General features: G+C 67.5%; 18 protein-coding genes and 2 pseudogenes. 11 read left to right on the forward strand and 9 right to left on the reverse strand.

The window, feature by feature from the left end; genetic code table 11:
- Positions 1–53 precede the first annotated feature (53 nt).
- Genes AB0M95_RS08645 through AB0M95_RS08660 form a run of 4 tightly spaced genes read right to left on the reverse strand, consistent with a single transcriptional unit; the run spans position 54 to position 3,560 of the window.
- Positions 54–230, reverse strand: a complete 177-nt coding sequence (locus AB0M95_RS08645; RefSeq protein ID WP_358513307.1) for a hypothetical protein — start codon at positions 228–230, stop codon at positions 54–56.
- A gap of 47 nt (positions 231–277) precedes the next feature.
- Entirely contained in the window at positions 278–1,891 is a 1,614-nt protein-coding gene (locus tag AB0M95_RS08650; protein WP_363761258.1) for a hypothetical protein, read from the reverse strand.
- Positions 1,891–2,793, reverse strand: coding sequence for an ABC transporter ATP-binding protein (locus AB0M95_RS08655; RefSeq protein WP_363761260.1), 903 nt, complete (start codon positions 2,791–2,793; stop codon positions 1,891–1,893). Before AB0M95_RS08655 ends, AB0M95_RS08650 begins: the two co-directional genes overlap by 1 nt.
- An 8-nt stretch (positions 2,794–2,801) precedes the next feature.
- A complete protein-coding gene (locus AB0M95_RS08660) occupies positions 2,802–3,560 on the reverse strand; it encodes a hypothetical protein (protein ID WP_363761262.1) in 759 nt (252 codons plus the stop codon).
- A 425-nt stretch (positions 3,561–3,985) separates the two neighbouring features.
- Between AB0M95_RS08660 and gntD the strand changes: the two genes are divergently transcribed.
- The 7 genes from gntD to AB0M95_RS08695 all read left to right on the forward strand — a co-directional run bounded on the left by gntD (position 3,986) and on the right by AB0M95_RS08695 (position 11,629).
- A complete protein-coding gene (gntD, locus tag AB0M95_RS08665) occupies positions 3,986–5,017 on the forward strand; it encodes a guanitoxin biosynthesis L-enduracididine beta-hydroxylase GntD (protein ID WP_363761264.1) in 1,032 nt (343 codons plus the stop codon).
- 78 nt (positions 5,018–5,095) lie between these two features.
- Positions 5,096–6,247: an enduracididine biosynthesis enzyme MppP gene (gene mppP / locus AB0M95_RS08670; protein WP_363761266.1), complete on the forward strand. Its 1,152-nt coding sequence runs from the start codon at positions 5,096–5,098 to the stop codon at positions 6,245–6,247.
- A complete protein-coding gene (locus AB0M95_RS08675) occupies positions 6,247–7,476 on the forward strand; it encodes an aminotransferase class I/II-fold pyridoxal phosphate-dependent enzyme (RefSeq protein ID WP_363761268.1) in 1,230 nt (409 codons plus the stop codon). The genes mppP and AB0M95_RS08675 overlap by 1 nt, the downstream gene beginning before the upstream one ends.
- Complete coding sequence (gene mppR, locus AB0M95_RS08680; protein ID WP_363761270.1) at positions 7,457–8,272, forward strand: enduracididine biosynthesis enzyme MppR; 816 nt, start codon at positions 7,457–7,459, stop codon at positions 8,270–8,272. The genes AB0M95_RS08675 and mppR overlap by 20 nt, the downstream gene beginning before the upstream one ends.
- A gap of 962 nt (positions 8,273–9,234) precedes the next feature.
- Positions 9,235–9,450 (forward strand): MbtH family protein, encoded by a 216-nt coding sequence (locus tag AB0M95_RS08685; RefSeq protein WP_358514206.1) that lies wholly within the window; start codon positions 9,235–9,237, stop codon positions 9,448–9,450.
- Positions 9,451–9,599: 149 nt separating this feature from the next.
- Positions 9,600–10,262, forward strand: a complete 663-nt coding sequence (locus AB0M95_RS08690) for a response regulator transcription factor (protein WP_363761272.1) — start codon at positions 9,600–9,602, stop codon at positions 10,260–10,262.
- A 194-nt stretch (positions 10,263–10,456) separates the two neighbouring features.
- Entirely contained in the window at positions 10,457–11,629 is a 1,173-nt protein-coding gene (locus tag AB0M95_RS08695; RefSeq protein ID WP_363761274.1) for a histidine kinase, read from the forward strand.
- Between the two features lie 171 nt (positions 11,630–11,800).
- On the opposite strand, the gene fxlM is transcribed toward AB0M95_RS08695, so the two are convergent.
- From fxlM to AB0M95_RS08715, 4 genes and pseudogenes are all read right to left on the reverse strand, one after another.
- On the reverse strand, positions 11,801–13,021 hold the full coding sequence (gene fxlM, locus AB0M95_RS08700) for a methyltransferase, FxLD system (RefSeq protein WP_363761276.1): 1,221 nt from the start codon (positions 13,019–13,021) through the stop codon (positions 11,801–11,803).
- 88 nt (positions 13,022–13,109) lie between these two features.
- Positions 13,110–13,340, reverse strand: a complete 231-nt coding sequence (locus AB0M95_RS08705) for an ATP-binding protein (RefSeq protein ID WP_363761278.1) — start codon at positions 13,338–13,340, stop codon at positions 13,110–13,112.
- A gap of 85 nt (positions 13,341–13,425) precedes the next feature.
- The gene (locus AB0M95_RS08710) at positions 13,426–13,686 is read right to left on the reverse strand and encodes an ABC transporter ATP-binding protein (RefSeq protein WP_363761583.1); all 261 of its coding nucleotides are present in this window, start codon (positions 13,684–13,686) and stop codon (positions 13,426–13,428) included.
- An 87-nt stretch (positions 13,687–13,773) separates the two neighbouring features.
- A pseudogene (locus AB0M95_RS08715) lies at positions 13,774–13,848 on the reverse strand (hypothetical protein); the annotation flags it as partial.
- 12 nt (positions 13,849–13,860) lie between these two features.
- Between AB0M95_RS08715 and AB0M95_RS08720 the strand changes: the two are divergent.
- A complete protein-coding gene (locus tag AB0M95_RS08720) occupies positions 13,861–13,959 on the forward strand; it encodes an AraC family transcriptional regulator (RefSeq protein ID WP_363761280.1) in 99 nt (32 codons plus the stop codon).
- A 25-nt stretch (positions 13,960–13,984) separates the two neighbouring features.
- Positions 13,985–14,161, forward strand: a pseudogene (locus AB0M95_RS08725) (IS5/IS1182 family transposase); the annotation flags it as partial.
- 15 nt (positions 14,162–14,176) lie between these two features.
- On the opposite strand, the gene AB0M95_RS08730 reads toward AB0M95_RS08725, so the two are convergent.
- Positions 14,177–14,464, reverse strand: a complete 288-nt coding sequence (locus tag AB0M95_RS08730; RefSeq protein WP_363761282.1) for an Lrp/AsnC ligand binding domain-containing protein — start codon at positions 14,462–14,464, stop codon at positions 14,177–14,179.
- Between the two features lie 382 nt (positions 14,465–14,846).
- On the opposite strand from AB0M95_RS08730, the gene AB0M95_RS08735 reads away from it, so the two are divergent.
- Together AB0M95_RS08735 and AB0M95_RS08740 are read left to right on the forward strand one after the other, a co-directional pair.
- Positions 14,847–15,125, forward strand: coding sequence for a ribbon-helix-helix domain-containing protein (locus AB0M95_RS08735; protein WP_358513342.1), 279 nt, complete (start codon positions 14,847–14,849; stop codon positions 15,123–15,125).
- Positions 15,122–15,523, forward strand: coding sequence for a PIN domain-containing protein (locus AB0M95_RS08740; RefSeq protein ID WP_363761284.1), 402 nt, complete (start codon positions 15,122–15,124; stop codon positions 15,521–15,523). Before AB0M95_RS08735 ends, AB0M95_RS08740 begins: the two co-directional genes overlap by 4 nt.
- The last annotated feature ends 1 nt before the right edge of the window (position 15,524 follow it).

The raw sequence follows: 15,524 nt of genomic DNA on the forward strand, positions 1-15,524 counted from the left end.
CCTGGCCGAGGTGATCGGCCAGGGGAATCCGGCGTACGCATGGACGTCAACGGTCAATCCGTCTTCCGGCAGTTCGCCGCGCCGCCGTCCCGGGGGGCGAAGAAGGACGCTATCGACTGGAGGATCTCGTTCGCCTCACGGAGCTCTCCCACCTCCTCCTCGAGCCGCTCTATCCGCTGGCTGAGGTGTTCGTCCCGGTCCTGGCTCTTCTCGTGCTGTTCCGATGACATGCTTTCTCCCCAAGCGAACGATTGTGTGAACTGGCGGCAGGCACCGCTCAGCTTCGAACGTCTCGCCGAACCGAGCCGACCAGGAACACCATGCCGAACAGCGCCGCGGCGACACCTGCGACGGCGAAAGAGGACGGGCCGGCCCGATGGCCCGACTCCCAGTGAAGGCCCATGTAATCGAGTAAGGAGATGCCGTTCACGGCGGTGTACCAGATCACCAGGTAGACGACCTGGAAGAGCCGGTGCGTGCGGCTGAGCACGCCCAGCGCCAGAGCGAGCGAGGGGACGAACAGGACGGCGGCGATCCATGCGCCGATGGCCGCCACGCCGGAGGTGATGACCATCGACGCCAGCGGCGCCGCCCCGATCACGATCGTGAGGATCACCCCGGCCGTCCACTCCGCGAGGAGCCGCAGACCCGTCGCCGGGTAGGCCCCCATCAGCGTGTCCACGCCGTACTCGTGCCGCTGGGTACCCAGGCGGGACCAGATCAGGATCGGCCAGATCCAGGCCGCCGAGATCGCGGACGAGGCGGACAGCCCCGCGGGCGAGGCGAAGGTGAGGAGAAGGACGGCGAGGGAGATCGCGAGCGTGCCGAGCCACCACCACAGCGGCACACCCTGCAAGAGGATCCGCACCTCTCCGGCGACCAACCGTCCTGTGGTGCTTCCCGTCCGCACCTCTGCTCTGGGCAGGGTCATGGTGGTACGCATCCGTCCGGCCGTCACGGGTCGCTCGGGCGACGGTCCGGGGGAGGCGGTGACCTCCGGGTCCTGCGACGGCGCCGAGGCCCGGAACGTGCCCCGGGCGGGGTCGAACCGGGTGAACCAGAGAGCGGGCAGCAAGGCCAGGAGCACCGCAATGGCCACCAGGACGAGCCTGTCGAGCACGAAGCCGGAGGTGATGTCGAATCCGCTCCAATCGAAGGTCTTCAGCGGGCGGTCGAGATAGGTCAGACCGAGACTGAACTCCTGCCCCTCGTGCTCGATCCCCTGCGTGGCCATCTCCGCGCGCATGGACGTCACGACGGCGTGTGTCCCCATCCCACCGAACGGCGCCTGTGGCGCCTGGCCGCCGAGCACGATCACCAGCCATATGAAGAACCAGGCGATGTTGCCCATGCCCGAGCGCAGCAACGGGATCGTCTCGAACACCAGCGCGGCGGCGGCGGTCAGCATGACCATGGGGAGGGCGATCAGCATGAACGGGGTCACCAGGGCGATCGGGTCGATGGCCGTCGACTCGCCGCGGGCGATCTGGACGACCAGCGCCGTGACGATGAGCACGCCGAGCATCGAGGCCAGAACCAGGACGCTGCTGAGGAACTTGGCGGCGAAATAGAGTGCCGTCCGTAGCGGGGTGACGGCGAGAAGCTCGCCCACTCCGACGTCCCTGTCATGGCCGACGGAGTTGCGCACGACGTAGAAACCGCCGAGGGTGAGCCACAGCGCGCCGGCCAGCGCGGTCGCCATGCCGATGTAGGCGCTGTTGTAGACGCCGCGGTAGTGCCCGATGTTCATGATGACCCACTGGGTGTCCCGGGCCGGCGTGGCCAGGTAGCCCAGGCCGACCGCCGACAGCAGGATCACCGCGTACACCGGGCGGCGGACCCTTTCCCGGAAGTCGCCGGCCACGAGACCGGCAAGCGTGCCGGCCGTCATCACACGACCGTCCGATCTCCGGTGACCGTCTGCCGGCCCCACCCGTTGATGATGGCGAGGTAGGCATCCTCGAGGTCGGGCGTCACCATGACCGCCTCCCCATAGGGCCGTTCGGGGGACAACACCCGCAACCTGACGCCCGCGGCCGTCCGCACCATGCGGCTGACCAGGTGTCGCGCCTGGAACGAGGTCACGTGGGCGGAGTCGACCATGACCTCCCACACGTGTCCGTCCACCTCGCGCAGCAGTTCCTCGGGGCTGCCGCGCCGGTGGAGCCGACCGGCCGCCACCACCGCGATGTCGGAGGCCACCGACTCGATGTCGGAGACGATGTGGGTGGACAGCATCACCACCCGATCGGCGGCCAGGTCGCTGAGGAGGTTACGGAAGCGCACCCGCTCCTCGGGATCGAGTCCGGCCGTGGGCTCGTCCACGATGATCACCTGGGGGTCGGCCAGGAGGGCCTGGGCGATCCCCACGCGCCGGAGCATGCCGCCGGAGTACTTGCCGAGGGGGCGCTTCGCCGCTTCGGTCAGGTTGACCAGCGCCAGCAGCTCATCGATGCGCTCCCGTGCGGAACGGGCCGACACGCCCTTCGCCGCGGCGAGGTAGGAGAGGAACTCCCGTGCGGTCAGGTTGGGGTAGACCCCGAAGTCCTGCGGAAGGTAGCCCAGCACCCGGCGGAGTGTGTCCGGCCTGGCCAGCACGTCCTCCCCGTTGAACACGAGGTTCCCGCTGGTCGGACGGGTGACGGTGGCGGCGATGCGCATCAGCGACGACTTGCCCGCACCGTTCGGTCCGAGGAGTCCGAGTATGCCGGTGCCCAGGCGCATCGTCATGCCGTCTACGGCGCGTTTCCCGCCTCTGTAGACCTTGGTCACATCCACGATCTCGAGCATCATGCCGGTTCCTATCCTGCTTTCCGCAGATTGATCCCGTCGGCTGCCCGCACGACGATGGAGCGGTCGCTGTTCGGTGTGTTGGTGAGGTTCTCTGGGTTCCGCACCCCGTCGATGCGGTACGTTTCGGACCCCTTGGGGAGAACGATCGTCGCGATCTCCGCGGCGTGGACCTCGACCCGCCGTGGGGCGGCGGCGAAGGTCAGGTTGACGTTCCCGTCCGAAAGGGTCCGGGCCTCGACCTCCGGCGACTTGGCACCGGTGATCTTTATGTGGCCCCCGTCGTTGCGCAGGTGCAGCTTGCCGTCAGGGTCGGCGATGTTCAGGGTGCAGTCGCTCAGCGTCGCGGTCGTGTCCCCCTTCAGGCTCTTGAGCCGCACCGTCGTCCCGGATCCGGTGACGGTGAGCGCGGTGCCCGCGGGGACCCGCACGGTGTGCCGGCTGTCACAGGAGACGACGATGCCGCTGCACTGCACGTGCAGCTTCAGCGTCCCGCCGTCCAGCGACCACGTGGCGTTGCCGTTGTTCCCGGCCGCCCCTTCCAGGGAACGCTCGACGTTGACGCCCCCGCTGGAGCCGTCGACGACGGTGAGGCTCGTGTCATGGACGTCGATGGTCAGAGCGTTGCCGGAGAAGGCGAAGTCACGCCGGTCCCCGCTCCCGCCGCCGCTGTTCGCGGTGCCGCCGGCCGCTCGGCAGCCGATGAGGCTCGCCAGAACCGCGATGGCTCCGGCTGCCGCGGCACATGTTCTTATCACGGGCGATGCCATGAGATCCTCCAGGGCGCCAATACGGTATCCCCTCAAGAATCCGTTCCGACGGCGTCCGCCACATCTGCCGTTCGGCAGATATGGCGGGCCGGTTTCCCCGCCGGTGACCTCCGCCAAGGCGGCGCGGGCCGCGGCGTATCCGGATGCCCGAAATTCCGTGACGGCACTGCGCATTCGCGTCGGCCGTCGCTCGCCACGCGAGCTCCGTTCTAGATCGCGAAGCGGCATGCCCTGGTGACGGCTAGTGATGCCATGGGCCGGCCCGCCCGTTATGTACTAACTGAAATGTCCGAGACTGCTAGTCCGTAATGTGTTCCGTTAACTTGGGAGTCAATGTCTAGAACCGCCCGTTCGGCATCGGAAAGGCTCCTGTGGGAACGGGGATTCGCTCCGGAAGCCATCTTCCACGGGAACGGTGAATAGCCATGTACGGGATATCCCTGGCTGAAGAAGACGTCGCTGCGGTCAACGCGCTCGTCGACGATCTGGCACGACGACATCACAGTGTGGAGTCCGCCGAATTCCAGCAGGAGAGCAGGGCATACGCCGAAGAGCTGCCGCGGCGGCTGCGTCAGGCCATCAACGAGTACAGGCTCACCGAACGGTCTGGGACTCTGGTGATCTCCGGGCTCCCCGTCGACGACGAGTCGCTCGGCTCGACGCCCCCCGACCGGAGGGACACGCGGACCTCCTCCGCCTCACACCGCCACGACATCGCCTTCTACCTCGTGGCGGCCCTGCTGGGAGAGCCCATCGGCTGGGCGACCCAGCAGGACGGGCTCATCATGCACGACATCTTCCCGATCAAGAAGTACGAGCACGACCAGATCGGCTGGGGGAGCGCCGAAGACCTCACATGGCACACAGAGGACGCGTTCCACCCCCTGCGCACGGATTATCTCGGGCTCATGTGCCTGCGCAATCCCGACGGGGTGGAGACCACCATCGCCGAAATCGCCGATGTCGAACTCGATTCGGAAGTACGGGCATTGTTGTCCGAGAAACGGTTCTTCATCCTTCCCGACGACTCGCACCGTCCGCAGAACAGCGGGGCGCACGGGCCCGAGCGTGACAGCCGGGTGGCCGAACTCCGTATGCGCAGCCGGCGCGTCGTAGAGAAGGCGCTCAGTGAACCCGAGCCGATCGCCGTGCTTTTCGGTGATCCCCGGTCACCCTACGTGAGGGTGGACCCGCACTACATGCAAGGCGCGCAGGGGGACATCGAGCAGACCGCCCTGGAGAAGTTCTGCGCGGCCATCGACTCCGTCCTCGCCGGAGTCGTGCTCAAACCCGGAGATATGTGCTTCCTCGACAACTATCGGGTGGTACATGGCCGTAAGCCGTTCCGTGCCCGTTTCGACGGCACCGACAGATGGCTGCGCAGGCTCAACGTCACCAGAGACCTGCGCAAGTCGCGAGAGTTCAGGATCGACGCCGGGTCCCGTGTCATCTACTAGCGGTTTCCGCAGCGTGATCGGGTGGTTCGACGAACGAGAACGGCAGTTCCCCATACCTTAAGGACGATCATGACGCAAATGGCGCAAAGTAGGGTAGCCAAGGTCTACGCCGGAAACCAGGAGAACAACCTCACCGAATGGGAGTTCCTGGCTCTGAACAGTGAACTGAACATCGCCGACGGGCACGCCCGCCAAGAACTCACCCCGGGGCAAAGCAAGATCATCGACGAGCTGCCGCTGCTGTTCGGTGAGGGAGAGCGGCGTCGGGTCGAGGAGATCGAGCGCGAGTGCCACAGGGCCTACTTACAGCTCCTCGGTCAGCATTCCTATCCCTCCACTCCGGGGCGCGTGCTCAGCTGCTACTCCTCTTCGGTCGCCATGGAGATCCTCTCCCGGGCCCTGGCCACGAGGATGGATTCGGTGGCGCTGCTCCACCCGACGTTCGACAACATCGCCGACCTGCTGCGCGGCAACTCCCTGCGGCTGCTTCCCATCGCGGAGGACCCGCTGCACGGGGGCGACCTGGACGACGAACTGCTCCGGTCGGTGGGCTGCGTGTTCATCACCACACCGAACAACCCCACGGGCAAGGTCGTCCCCGAGGAACGCCTGCGGCGGCTCGCCGAGCAGTGCGCCGAGCACGACGTCATCCTGGCGCTGGACACCTCCTTCCGAGGGTTCGACACCCGCGCCCACTACGACCACTACGCGGTGCTCCAGTCCGTCGGCTGCCGGTGGGCGGTGATCGAGGACACCGGGAAGCTCTGGCCGACGCTCGACCTCAAACTCGGCATGCTTGTCTTCTCCGAGGACATCGGCCTTCCGGTGTCCAAGATCTACTCCGACATCCTCCTCGGCGTCTCGCCGATGATCCTCGTGCTCGCCCGCCGGTTCGCCGAGGACGCGGCCAACGGCGGCCTGGACGAACTGCACCGCTTCATCGGCGGCAATCGCGAACTCGTCCGCGCCCAGCTCGCCGACCTTCCGGGCCTCACCTTCCCCGACGCGGACAGCAAGGTGAGCGTGGAACGGGTGCATCTGGGGGACCGGCCCGGCACCGAGGTCTGGGCGGCGCTCCGTGAGAGCAACGTGTACGCGCTGCCGTGCAGGGCCTTCCACTGGGACAAGCCCAACGAAGGGTCGAACATGCTCCGAATCGCACTAGCGCGCTCCAGCGAACCGCTGGCCCGCTCCGTGCAGACCTTGCGTTTGGTGCTGGAGCGCTTCTGATGAGCGACTCGGGCGTCACCGGAGTGCCGTCTGACGACCTCGGCCACCTACGGCAATGGCGTTCCGGCGTGGTCCAGGAGGTCTCTCCCCCGGGAGTGCACGACCTCGGGCCGGGGTACCTCGAACCCGGCCTGCTCCCGGTGGGGCTTCTCCGGTACGCCTACGATCGGGCGCTGACCGAGTACGGTGCGGCGGCGCTCAGCTACGGGCACAATCCCGGCGTGTCCCTCCTGAGGGAGTCCCTGGCGGCGAGGGCCGGCGCGAGCCGGTGCGAGGCGGCCAACGTGGTGCTCACATCCGGTACCTCGCAGGCGCTCTACTTGGTGAGCACCGCCCTCGCCAAAGCGGGGAACGTGGTGCTGGTCGAGGACACCTCCTACGACCTGGGACGGCGAATCTTCACCGACTGCGGGTTAAGCGTGCACAGAGTGCCGTGCGACGAGGACGGCATGGACCCGCACGCCCTGGAAGCCGCTCTCGCCCAGCACGCCGGGAAAGTGGCGTTCATCTATCTCATCCCCACATTCCACAACCCGACCGGCCGGGTCGTCCCCATATCCCGCAGGCACGAACTGCTCGACGCCGCATCCAGGTACGGCGTGCTGGTCGTCGAAGATGACGCCTACGCCGACCTGGCGTTCGACCCCGGAGCCGTGCCGCCGTCGCTGGCGGACATCGCGGGCCATCGGGGAGTGCTGCGACTGTGCTCCTTCGCCAAGACGCTCGGCCCGGGCCTGCGCCTGGGCTGGATGCTGACGGACCCCGAACTGGCCCGCCGGCTCGTCTCACACGGCCTGTTCGTCAGCGGTGGCTCCCTCAACCACACCACCTCGCTCGCCGTGGCGATCTTGCTCAGGGGCGGGGACTACGATCGGCATCTCACACGGCTACGGGGCCGGCTGCACGAACGTTGCGACGCTCTGGCCGGACGGTTGCGGGCGAGCCTTCCGGACGACGTCGAGATCGCGCGGCCCCGGGGAGGGTTCTTCCTGTGGCTGAGCCACCGGAACGGGTGGAGCGAGGCCGAACTGCTGGCCACGGCCGACCGCGCCGGCGTCCGGGTCGGCGCCGGATCCCGGTTCGGGACCACGCCCTGGCCCAGCGTGCGCCTGGCCTACAGCTTCAACCCGCCCTCCGTCCTCGCGGCCGCCGCACAACGTCTGGCCGGCGCCTGGAACAGGCGACCTCTCATCACATTGGAGTCAGATCGTGCTCTTCACCGATCATGATCGGAAGACGGCGCCCTCCACGGGGCCCGTCGGGTACAGCCTGCCCATATCACCCTCCGGGCAGGCATCCATGCTCACGCCTCCGCCATGGCACTTCTCGGGGGAAGTGATCATGGTCGAGTACCGCGTCGATCCCGCCGCCGCCGAGAGGTTCCTCCCTCCGGGCCTGACCCTCGGAGCGGATCCGGGCGCCGCCGCCGCGGTGTTCGCCGAGTGGCAATGGTGTTCCGGCTCGGAGGACGAACTCGCCGAACCGGCGCTCAACCAGTTCGCCGAGTTCCTGATCCTGCTCGGCTGCGAGTACCGGGGCGCCCCGATGGCGCGGTGCCCCTTCGCCTGGGTCGACCAGCCCGTCCCGATGGTCAGGGGCTGGGTCCAGGGCATGCCGAAACAGTTCGGGGTGGTCCACCAGTCAAGGCCCGCCGCGGTCGGCCGTGGTGGGCCCCGTCTGGCACCGGGCGGGCGGTTCCACGGCACCCTGTCGGTGAACGGACGCCGAGCGGTGGAGACGGCCGTCACGCTGCACGGGCGGACGGAGCATGAACCGCTCCTGCACACCGTGCCGCTCGCGCACACCCTCATGTTCCCGGACTGGGCCTCGACAGGCGCAGGACAACCCACGCTGGTCGCCTCGGAGGTCACCGACGTGGAGTTCTCCGGTATCTGGAAGGGAGCGGCGGAATTGAAGTTCGTTGACGTCGTGGGGGCCGACTTCAACGAGCTGTCACCCATCGAGACCGGCGACGGCTACGTCTTCTCCTACGCCGAGACGCTGTGCAGCGGGCGTGCCTTATAGGCAGATGAACCTAGGTACGGGGGCTCTTAGTGCTGAGAATCAACTTCACAGTGACTGATCTATCCCGTTGCCGGATGGCGGCGGGTCTGGGGCCGCTGGTGGAGAGCGCATTCGCGCTCAAAGCCTTCGGAGGGGGCGCCAATGTTCCGATCCAGGGATGGAGGAGCCGGGTAAGGAAAGAACTCGGAGAGCAGATATTCGAGGTCGAGCTGATCAACAGGCGGTACTGGCTGTCGGAACTCCTGAACGTGCTCGCCCATCCGCTCAGCGAACCCGACGACGGCCACATCGACGGCGGGAGCCGGGAACAGATCGTGTCGGTGCTGGCGAACTTCTGCCAGGTCGCCGTGCTGCCGTACTGGAACCAGATCCAGAACCGGCTGAAGGAATTGTGCGACGCCCAGGGCCGGATCGTGATCACCGGAGGCATCGAGCGCCTGCTCGGCACGATTCATCCGCAGATACGGTGGAGCTCACCGACCCTGGAGCTCCCACATTCCACGGACCAGGAAATCCACCTCAACGAGGGCGGGATGTTACTGAGTCCATCGTTCTTTCTCCGCGACCAGCCGTGCGTGTTCCTTCCCGCCGTACGGGACACCGAGGCTCCCGCGGTCGTCTTCTCGCTCAACGAGGCCATGGAGGTTCAGCCCCGCGACTCGGAGGATTGGAGCGAACAGGCTCTGGGCGCGCTGATCGGGCACACCCGCGCGGCGGCGCTTCAGGAACTCGCCGAGGGCCGCACCACGGGCGAACTGGCCGGGCGGCTCGGCATCTCGATGGCCGGCGCCAGCAAGCACACCACCATACTCCGCAAATCCGGCCTGGTAATCACCTTGAGAAACCGCAACACGGCCATGCACACCCTCACTCCGCTGGGCATGGCACTGCTTCGGAGTCACCCGCACGGTGCCTCCCTGCCCGATGTCGAATCCGTAGGTTCGTCTGAAAAGGAGTACGTCATGAACAAGAACCCGTTCGACGACCCGGACGGTCGTTTTTACGTGCTGGTCAACAACGAGGGGCAGTACTCCTTGTGGCCGTCCTTCGCCGAAATACCCCGGGGCTGGGGGATCGTCCTGGAGGAAAAGGACCGGCAGACGGTCCTCGACTACATCAACGAACACTGGACCGACATGCGGCCCAAGAGCCTGCGTGAGGTGGCGGACAAGGTGTGAGGAGGCCGCACCCGCCCGTGCGTCCCCCGATGCCGGTGACCGCCGCCGAGGTCGCCGGCCCGGTGCCTCGGTGACCGGCGGGCGGCGATCATCGGTCACCGACCACGTACGGCGCGCGATCGGTGACCGATGAGGGAGAATCATCGGTCATGACGATCCGTTTGCTGATCGCGGACGACCAGGAAATGGTCCGCCGTGGCATGCGCCGAATCTTGGAGCAGCAGCCGGACATGGAGGTGGTGGCCGAGGCCGGTGACGGCAAGAGCGCGGTGGAGTTGGCACAGCGCACACGTCCACACGTGGCTTTGGTGGACGTCCGCATGCCTCGGATGGACGGGCTGGAGGTCACCCGCCAACTGGCCGGCCCGGGGGCGGTCGTTCCCGTCAAGGTCGTCGTGGTGACGACCTTCGACCTCGACGAGTACGTCTATCCGGCCCTGCGCAACGGCGCGTCCGGCTTCCTGCTCAAGCGCAGCGGCCCCACGCTCCTGGTAGAGGCCGTCAGGGCGGCGATGGCGGGAGACAGCCTGATCAGTCCCTCCATCACCGTCCGGCTGCTCAAGCACGTCACCGGCCGGGGGCAGGACCGTCAGCCGGCGCTCGAACCCCTCACCGACCGCGAGGTCGAGATCGCCGGCAAGGTCGCCGAGGGCAAGACCAACTCCGACATCGCGACGGAGTTGTTCATCTCGCCGGGAACCGTCAAGACCCACGTCGCCAGCATCCAGCGCAAGCTCGGCGTCCGTAACCGCGTCGGCATCGCGGTGAAGGCGTGGGAAATGGGGTACGCCACCGGAGACCCGACGACCTGACGCCGGAGCCCCCGGGCCCCGGACGTCTCGAGGACTCCGGGCCCCATCGGCTCCAAGCGACCGGTCGGGCGCCCCCGCCGATGCGGGGGTCGGTGCGACGGCGAATATCTGCTGAACGGTAGATGCGAAAAATTCTCCAGAATGCCATGCGCCGCCGCTTTAATGGAACTGCATAGACTTCCCCCATGCAGGGAATGGTCGCATCGACTCAACTCCGCCGGCTCACGTACGGGGCGGCGCTCGTCATAATGCTCTCTCCCGCGCTCCTCGCCGGGCCCGGCGACCTCGTCGTCGCCATCCCGGCGGTGGCGGCACTGACCGCCGCCATCCTCCCGTGGCCGATCGGGCGCGTTTCTCTCGCCATGGTCGCCGGCTTTCTCGCGACGCTTTCCATCATTCTCGATTTCGCCTACTTCGGCCGGGCCCACACCGCGTTGTTATGGCTCCCCGTCGAGGTGCTCGGCCTGACGATCCTCCTGGGACGGGTCGTCCGCGAGGTGCGGGGCCGCCTGCTCCTCCTGATCGCGGGAGTGACGGGGATCGCGCCTTTCGCGGCACCTCTTCGGTTCACCCTCCGGGCCCCCTCACCCGACTGGGAACTCTTGGTCGCCGCCGTCTTCATGGTGACGTTCGCCGTGGGCTTGGCGGCCGGAGTGGGGCTCTACCTGCGGTCACTGGACAATCAGCGGCGGCGTGCCGTGACGGAGGCACGCCGGGACCAGCGACTGGAACTGGCCCGCGATCTGCACGATTTCGTCGCACACGAGATGACGGGAATCCTCCTGGAAGTGCAGGCCGCCCGCGTACGCGAATACGACCCCGTGGAGAACCGCGCGCTGCTCGCCCGGTTGGAGGACGCCGGCCAGCGCGCGCTCGACTCCATGGACGAGACATTGCGGCTGATGCGCGGTTCCGACCGCCACCCGGGCGAGGGAGAGGCGGAACCGCTGCGCCCGCACGGCCTCAGCGAACTCCCCGGCCTGGCCCGCCGCTTCCGCGAGAGCACCGCCGCCCATACCCTGCTGCATATGGAGGAGGACCTGGTCGACCTCCTCTCCCGTCAGGTACAGCGGGCGATCTTCCACGTGGTCCTGGAAGGGCTGACCAACGTGCGCAGACACGCCGGGAAGGTCACCGAGGTGTCGGTGACGGTCAGACGCATCGCCGACGACCAGGTGGAGGCCGCGGTCACCGACAACGGCAACCGGAACTCTCTTCCGAAGGACAACCGCCGCGGCGGCGCCGGCCTCATCGGACTGAACGAGCGCATCGCGGCCATCGGCGGCACCCTGACCGCCGGCCCCCAGGAAAGGGGTTGGCGCATCACCGCACACATCCCCATCCCCCAAGCCGCCCCCGCCCTCTAGTCGTCCCTCCCATGAGGGCTGTGAACAGGCTTCTTCGCCGCCGTCCTGAGGACAGCTTTGCCGATCTCTACTGCGGCGAGCATCCGGGGGAGGAATTCGTCGGGGACCGAGCCCAGGCCCAGCCCGGCCGCTCGCGCGGTCTCGGTGAGCTTGTCCCGCTGCCGGCCGGGGTTACCAGCTGATCGTCAGACGGGTGTCGGGACGTTCGATACGGACGCCGGGGCCGAGTTCGTCGTCGGAGGTCCCGGCGCGGTGGGCGGTGATGATCGGCCGGGCAGGTCGGGTGTGGTTCCAGCCCCGCAGGAGGTCGACGAGCCGGGCGGTGAGGCGGCGGCTGTCGGGTCCGTGGGCGACTACGCCGATCTCGCGGGAGACGGGGCCGTGCGGGCGGGCGGTGATGTAGGCGAGGGTGCCGCCGTTGTACAGGCCGGCTCCCGCCCACCGCAAGGCCGGGTCGGCGATCCCGGACTTACGGGCATCAGCGCTCACCGACAGGCGAGCGAACCCGCGGGTGGTCGTGGCCAGCCACAGGTCAAGATGTTCGACGGGTTCGTGGTCGGTCACGTTGATGCCGGTCCAGTGCGTGTGGGCTGGATGGGTGAGGGTCTGTGCCAGGGCGGGGATATCGGGGCTTTCGGCGGTGGCCGTGTTGAGGGTGATCTGGTCGGTGAGCGGGATCGAGGCGGTGGTGTCGGCGGCGGAGCCACCGCGCATCGGTACGAACCCGCACACGCGGGCGTGGCTGGCGACCAGTTCACCGGTCGGCTGGAGGTCGAGGGCGAGGGAGCGAGTGAGGCCGCTGCCGTGCAGGCGGATCGGAATGACGATCCGCCCGGCGGGGGCGAGTTGGTCCCACCAGGCGTGGGAGATGTCCCAGGCTCCGGCGGTAACGATGATCCGGTCGTAGGGTGCGGCTTCGGCCCAGCCTGTGGCGCCGTCGCCGCAGATGGTGGTGACGGTGGAGTATCCGGCTTTGTCGAGGGCGGCACGGGCCCCGTTGGTCAGGTCCTGGTCGATCTCGATGGTGACGACGCGGCCGTGCGGTCCCGTGATCTCCGCGAGGAGCGCGGCGTTGATGCCGGTCGCCGCGCCGATCTCCAGGATGGTGTGGCCTGGGCGGACGTCGAGGTCTTCGGCTTGGCCGGCGACGATGTTCGGGGAGGACGCCGAGGACTGGGCGGTGCCGTCGGGGGCGCATTTGGTCACCACGACCTTCGGCTGGTATGCCTCGGCCAGGTCGACGCCGGGCAGGAACACCTGGCGCGGGACGGTCCGGAACGCGGCCTCGACGGCGGCGGTGCGGAACGTGCCGAGGCTGAGAATGCGGTCGGCCAGGGCGTTGCGGAGCGCTGCAGGATCAAGGGCGACGGAGTCGGCGGTGTCTGCGGTCACTGCTGTGACCTTAGTGGCCAGGTACGGGACGCGAGGCGTTCCGCCGGCGGTCCTGTGGTCGTCACGTCGCCGCTGCCCATGATTCGCTTCATTCGCCCGCCACCGCGAACCACACCGTCCGGCCCGCCGCGTCGTCCCTCCAGCCCCAGGCCTCGGACAGTTCCCGTACGAGCCGCAGCCCCCGGCCGCTCTCGGCCAGCAGGCGATTCAGAACCGTACGGCCGTCAGTACGCCCTGGCAGCGATGGTTCGTATGCCCGCTGTCCCGAGATGCGCGCGGAGACCAGGATCGACTTGACCGTGGTGGTCGCGTGCAACACCCACCATGTTCGACGCCGCGACACCGGAGGACGGCGGTCCGGAACGGTCGAGCGAGGTCGGGCTGGTTCATACGGTTTCTCCGTCTCACTCATGACTGGGCGGTGGTTGTCGTTCTGCAGATCGGCGCTCCAGGAGGAGATGCGGCGCTGCGTGGTCGGTGAACGTGCCATGCACACCGAATACCTGTGCGAGCAGTGCCGGTGTGAGCACGGTGGTGGGTGACCCCGCGGCGGCGATGCGGCCGTGGTCGAGCACGATCACGTGGTCTGCGTAGCGGACGGCGAGGTCGAGGGTGTGCAGTGCGGCGATGACGGTGATCCCGCTGGACGCGGCCAGTCCGAGCACGTCGAACTGATGGCCGGGATCGAGGTGGTTCGTCGGCTCGTCCAGGGCGAGCACTTCGGGATCGCCGATGAGGGCACGGGCGAGGAGAACCCGCTGTCGTTCACCCCCGGACAGGAGCGAAACTGGACGTTCGGCGAGTTCGAGCACCCCGACTCGCGACATTGCGTCAGTCAGGTGTGCGGCGTCGGCACCCCAGCGAACTTCCGGCAGCGCTTCCGCCGCACCACAGGGACCACACCGAGCGAGTACCGCCAGGCCTTCGCCGTGATCTGACCCCTGTCCCACCGACGTTCATTGCAGCCGGGGCGGCAGGCCACCCGCCTTCGACCACGAGGCGTACAAGCAACGCGACACCGTCGAGCGGTGCATCGACCGCCTCAAATGGCGTGGCCTGGCCACCCGCTACGAGAAGACCGTAGCCATCTACCTGGCAGGACTCCACATCGTGGGCATCTTCATCTGGTCCGCAAGGTGATCCAAACGAAACGGCCTAGTCGGCCTCGGCGAAGCCGATGCTGAACGCGGCGTCGAGGTCGTGCTTGCTGTAGGTGCGGAAGGCGAGGTGGGTCTCGGTCGCGAGGACGCCCCCCACCTTGTTGATGCGCCCGGGGATGACCTCGGCGATCTCGTCATAGTGCGGGACGCGGACCATCGCCACCAGGTCGTAGTCACCGGTGATCGAATAGACCTCGCTCACCCCGTCGAGCTCGGCGATCGTCTCGGCTACCTCGGGAATCCGGTCGACCTCCGCCTTGATGTGCACGATCGCGGTGATCATCAGCGCTCTCTCCTTCAAGTACGGCCTGCGCCCGACTCTAGCGCCGCCACCACTCACCCACAGCCACCGGCTCTCACCAGCCGACCCACCGCCACCGGCGCCGATCGGCGAAGCGGCCCCGGCCGCCTCACCCGCAGGCAGTCCTTCCGGTTCGCGCCCCGCGCGGTGAAAGCGGCGCATCGGACATCTGATCTGCGGATCCGGTTCGGCCGGTTGAGATGCCAGGCTGAGAGCCCTGGTCGAGGGCTCTCAGCCCCGCACGCTGCCCGCCGTTTTCGTCTGGGGGGCAGCCGCTCGTTCTTTCACTGAACGTAATGATTCATTTGCGAAGCGTGAAAACATCGGCTGGGGCCCCGGTAGGATCGCCGGTATGATTCTTAGTATGGCCACCACGAAGATCACGGTTACCATTCCCGAGGAGCTTGCCGCTTACATCCGGGAGCAGGTGGAGTCCCGCCATTTCGACTCGGTTTCCGCGTTCATGACGCGAGCCGCCGAGAGCCTTCGAGACTTCGATCCCCTGGACCTTCTGATCGCCAGCATGGTGGCGGAGACGGGGGAGCCGGATGATGACGCCAAGGCCTGGGCGAACGAAGCTCTGGCGAAGGCTCGTGAGGCGAAGCGCGGTGGTGCTTCCGGTGCGGTGGGTGACGCGGCGTGAGCTCCCTTCCCGAATACGTTCTCGACTCCGGAGCCTTGATCGCTCTTGAAAGGGCGGATCCGCGGATGACGGATCTGCTGATGCAGGTTCGGCGGGGCCAGGCCCGCCTGGTGCTGCCCGATGCGGTTCTCGCGCAGGTGTGGCGGGGCGGTCGCGGGCGTCAGGCCCGTACGGCCGCATTGCTCGGTCTCAAGCCTGAGCAGTGCGTGAAGGTCCCTCTGGACACCGAGTCCGCCAAGCGGATCGGCGTGAGAATCGGCGAATCGGGTCACGCGGATGTCGTGGACGTCCAGGTGGCGACGCTGGGAGAAGAGTTGCGCGCAGCGGTGATCACCTCTGATCGGGAGGACATCCTCCGCGTCAGTGCAGAGCTCAAGGAACGCGTGATCGAGATTTGAC

The organism is Sphaerisporangium sp. NPDC051017, assembly GCF_040683095.1.
GTDB lineage: Bacteria > Actinomycetota > Actinomycetes > Streptosporangiales > Streptosporangiaceae > Sphaerisporangium.

Bases quoted from the DNA above. Each gene is read 5' to 3' on its own strand.
- AB0M95_RS08645 (WP_358513307.1), bottom strand. From the start codon at position 230: ATGTCATCGGAACAGCACGAGAAGAGCCAGGACCGGGACGAACACCTC.
- AB0M95_RS08650 (WP_363761258.1), bottom strand. From the start codon at position 1,891: ATGACGGCCGGCACGCTTGCCGGTCTCGTGGCCGGCGACTTCCGGGAA.
- AB0M95_RS08655 (WP_363761260.1), bottom strand. From the start codon at position 2,793: ATGATGCTCGAGATCGTGGATGTGACCAAGGTCTACAGAGGCGGGAAA.
- AB0M95_RS08660 (WP_363761262.1), bottom strand. From the start codon at position 3,560: ATGGCATCGCCCGTGATAAGAACATGTGCCGCGGCAGCCGGAGCCATC.
- gntD (WP_363761264.1), top strand. From the start codon at position 3,986: ATGTACGGGATATCCCTGGCTGAAGAAGACGTCGCTGCGGTCAACGCG.
- mppP (WP_363761266.1), top strand. From the start codon at position 5,096: ATGGCGCAAAGTAGGGTAGCCAAGGTCTACGCCGGAAACCAGGAGAAC.
- AB0M95_RS08675 (WP_363761268.1), top strand. From the start codon at position 6,247: ATGAGCGACTCGGGCGTCACCGGAGTGCCGTCTGACGACCTCGGCCAC.
- AB0M95_RS08685 (WP_358514206.1), top strand. From the start codon at position 9,235: ATGAACAAGAACCCGTTCGACGACCCGGACGGTCGTTTTTACGTGCTG.
- AB0M95_RS08690 (WP_363761272.1), top strand. From the start codon at position 9,600: ATGACGATCCGTTTGCTGATCGCGGACGACCAGGAAATGGTCCGCCGT.
- AB0M95_RS08695 (WP_363761274.1), top strand. From the start codon at position 10,457: ATGGTCGCATCGACTCAACTCCGCCGGCTCACGTACGGGGCGGCGCTC.
- AB0M95_RS08730 (WP_363761282.1), bottom strand. From the start codon at position 14,464: ATGATCACCGCGATCGTGCACATCAAGGCGGAGGTCGACCGGATTCCC.
- AB0M95_RS08735 (WP_358513342.1), top strand. From the start codon at position 14,847: ATGGCCACCACGAAGATCACGGTTACCATTCCCGAGGAGCTTGCCGCT.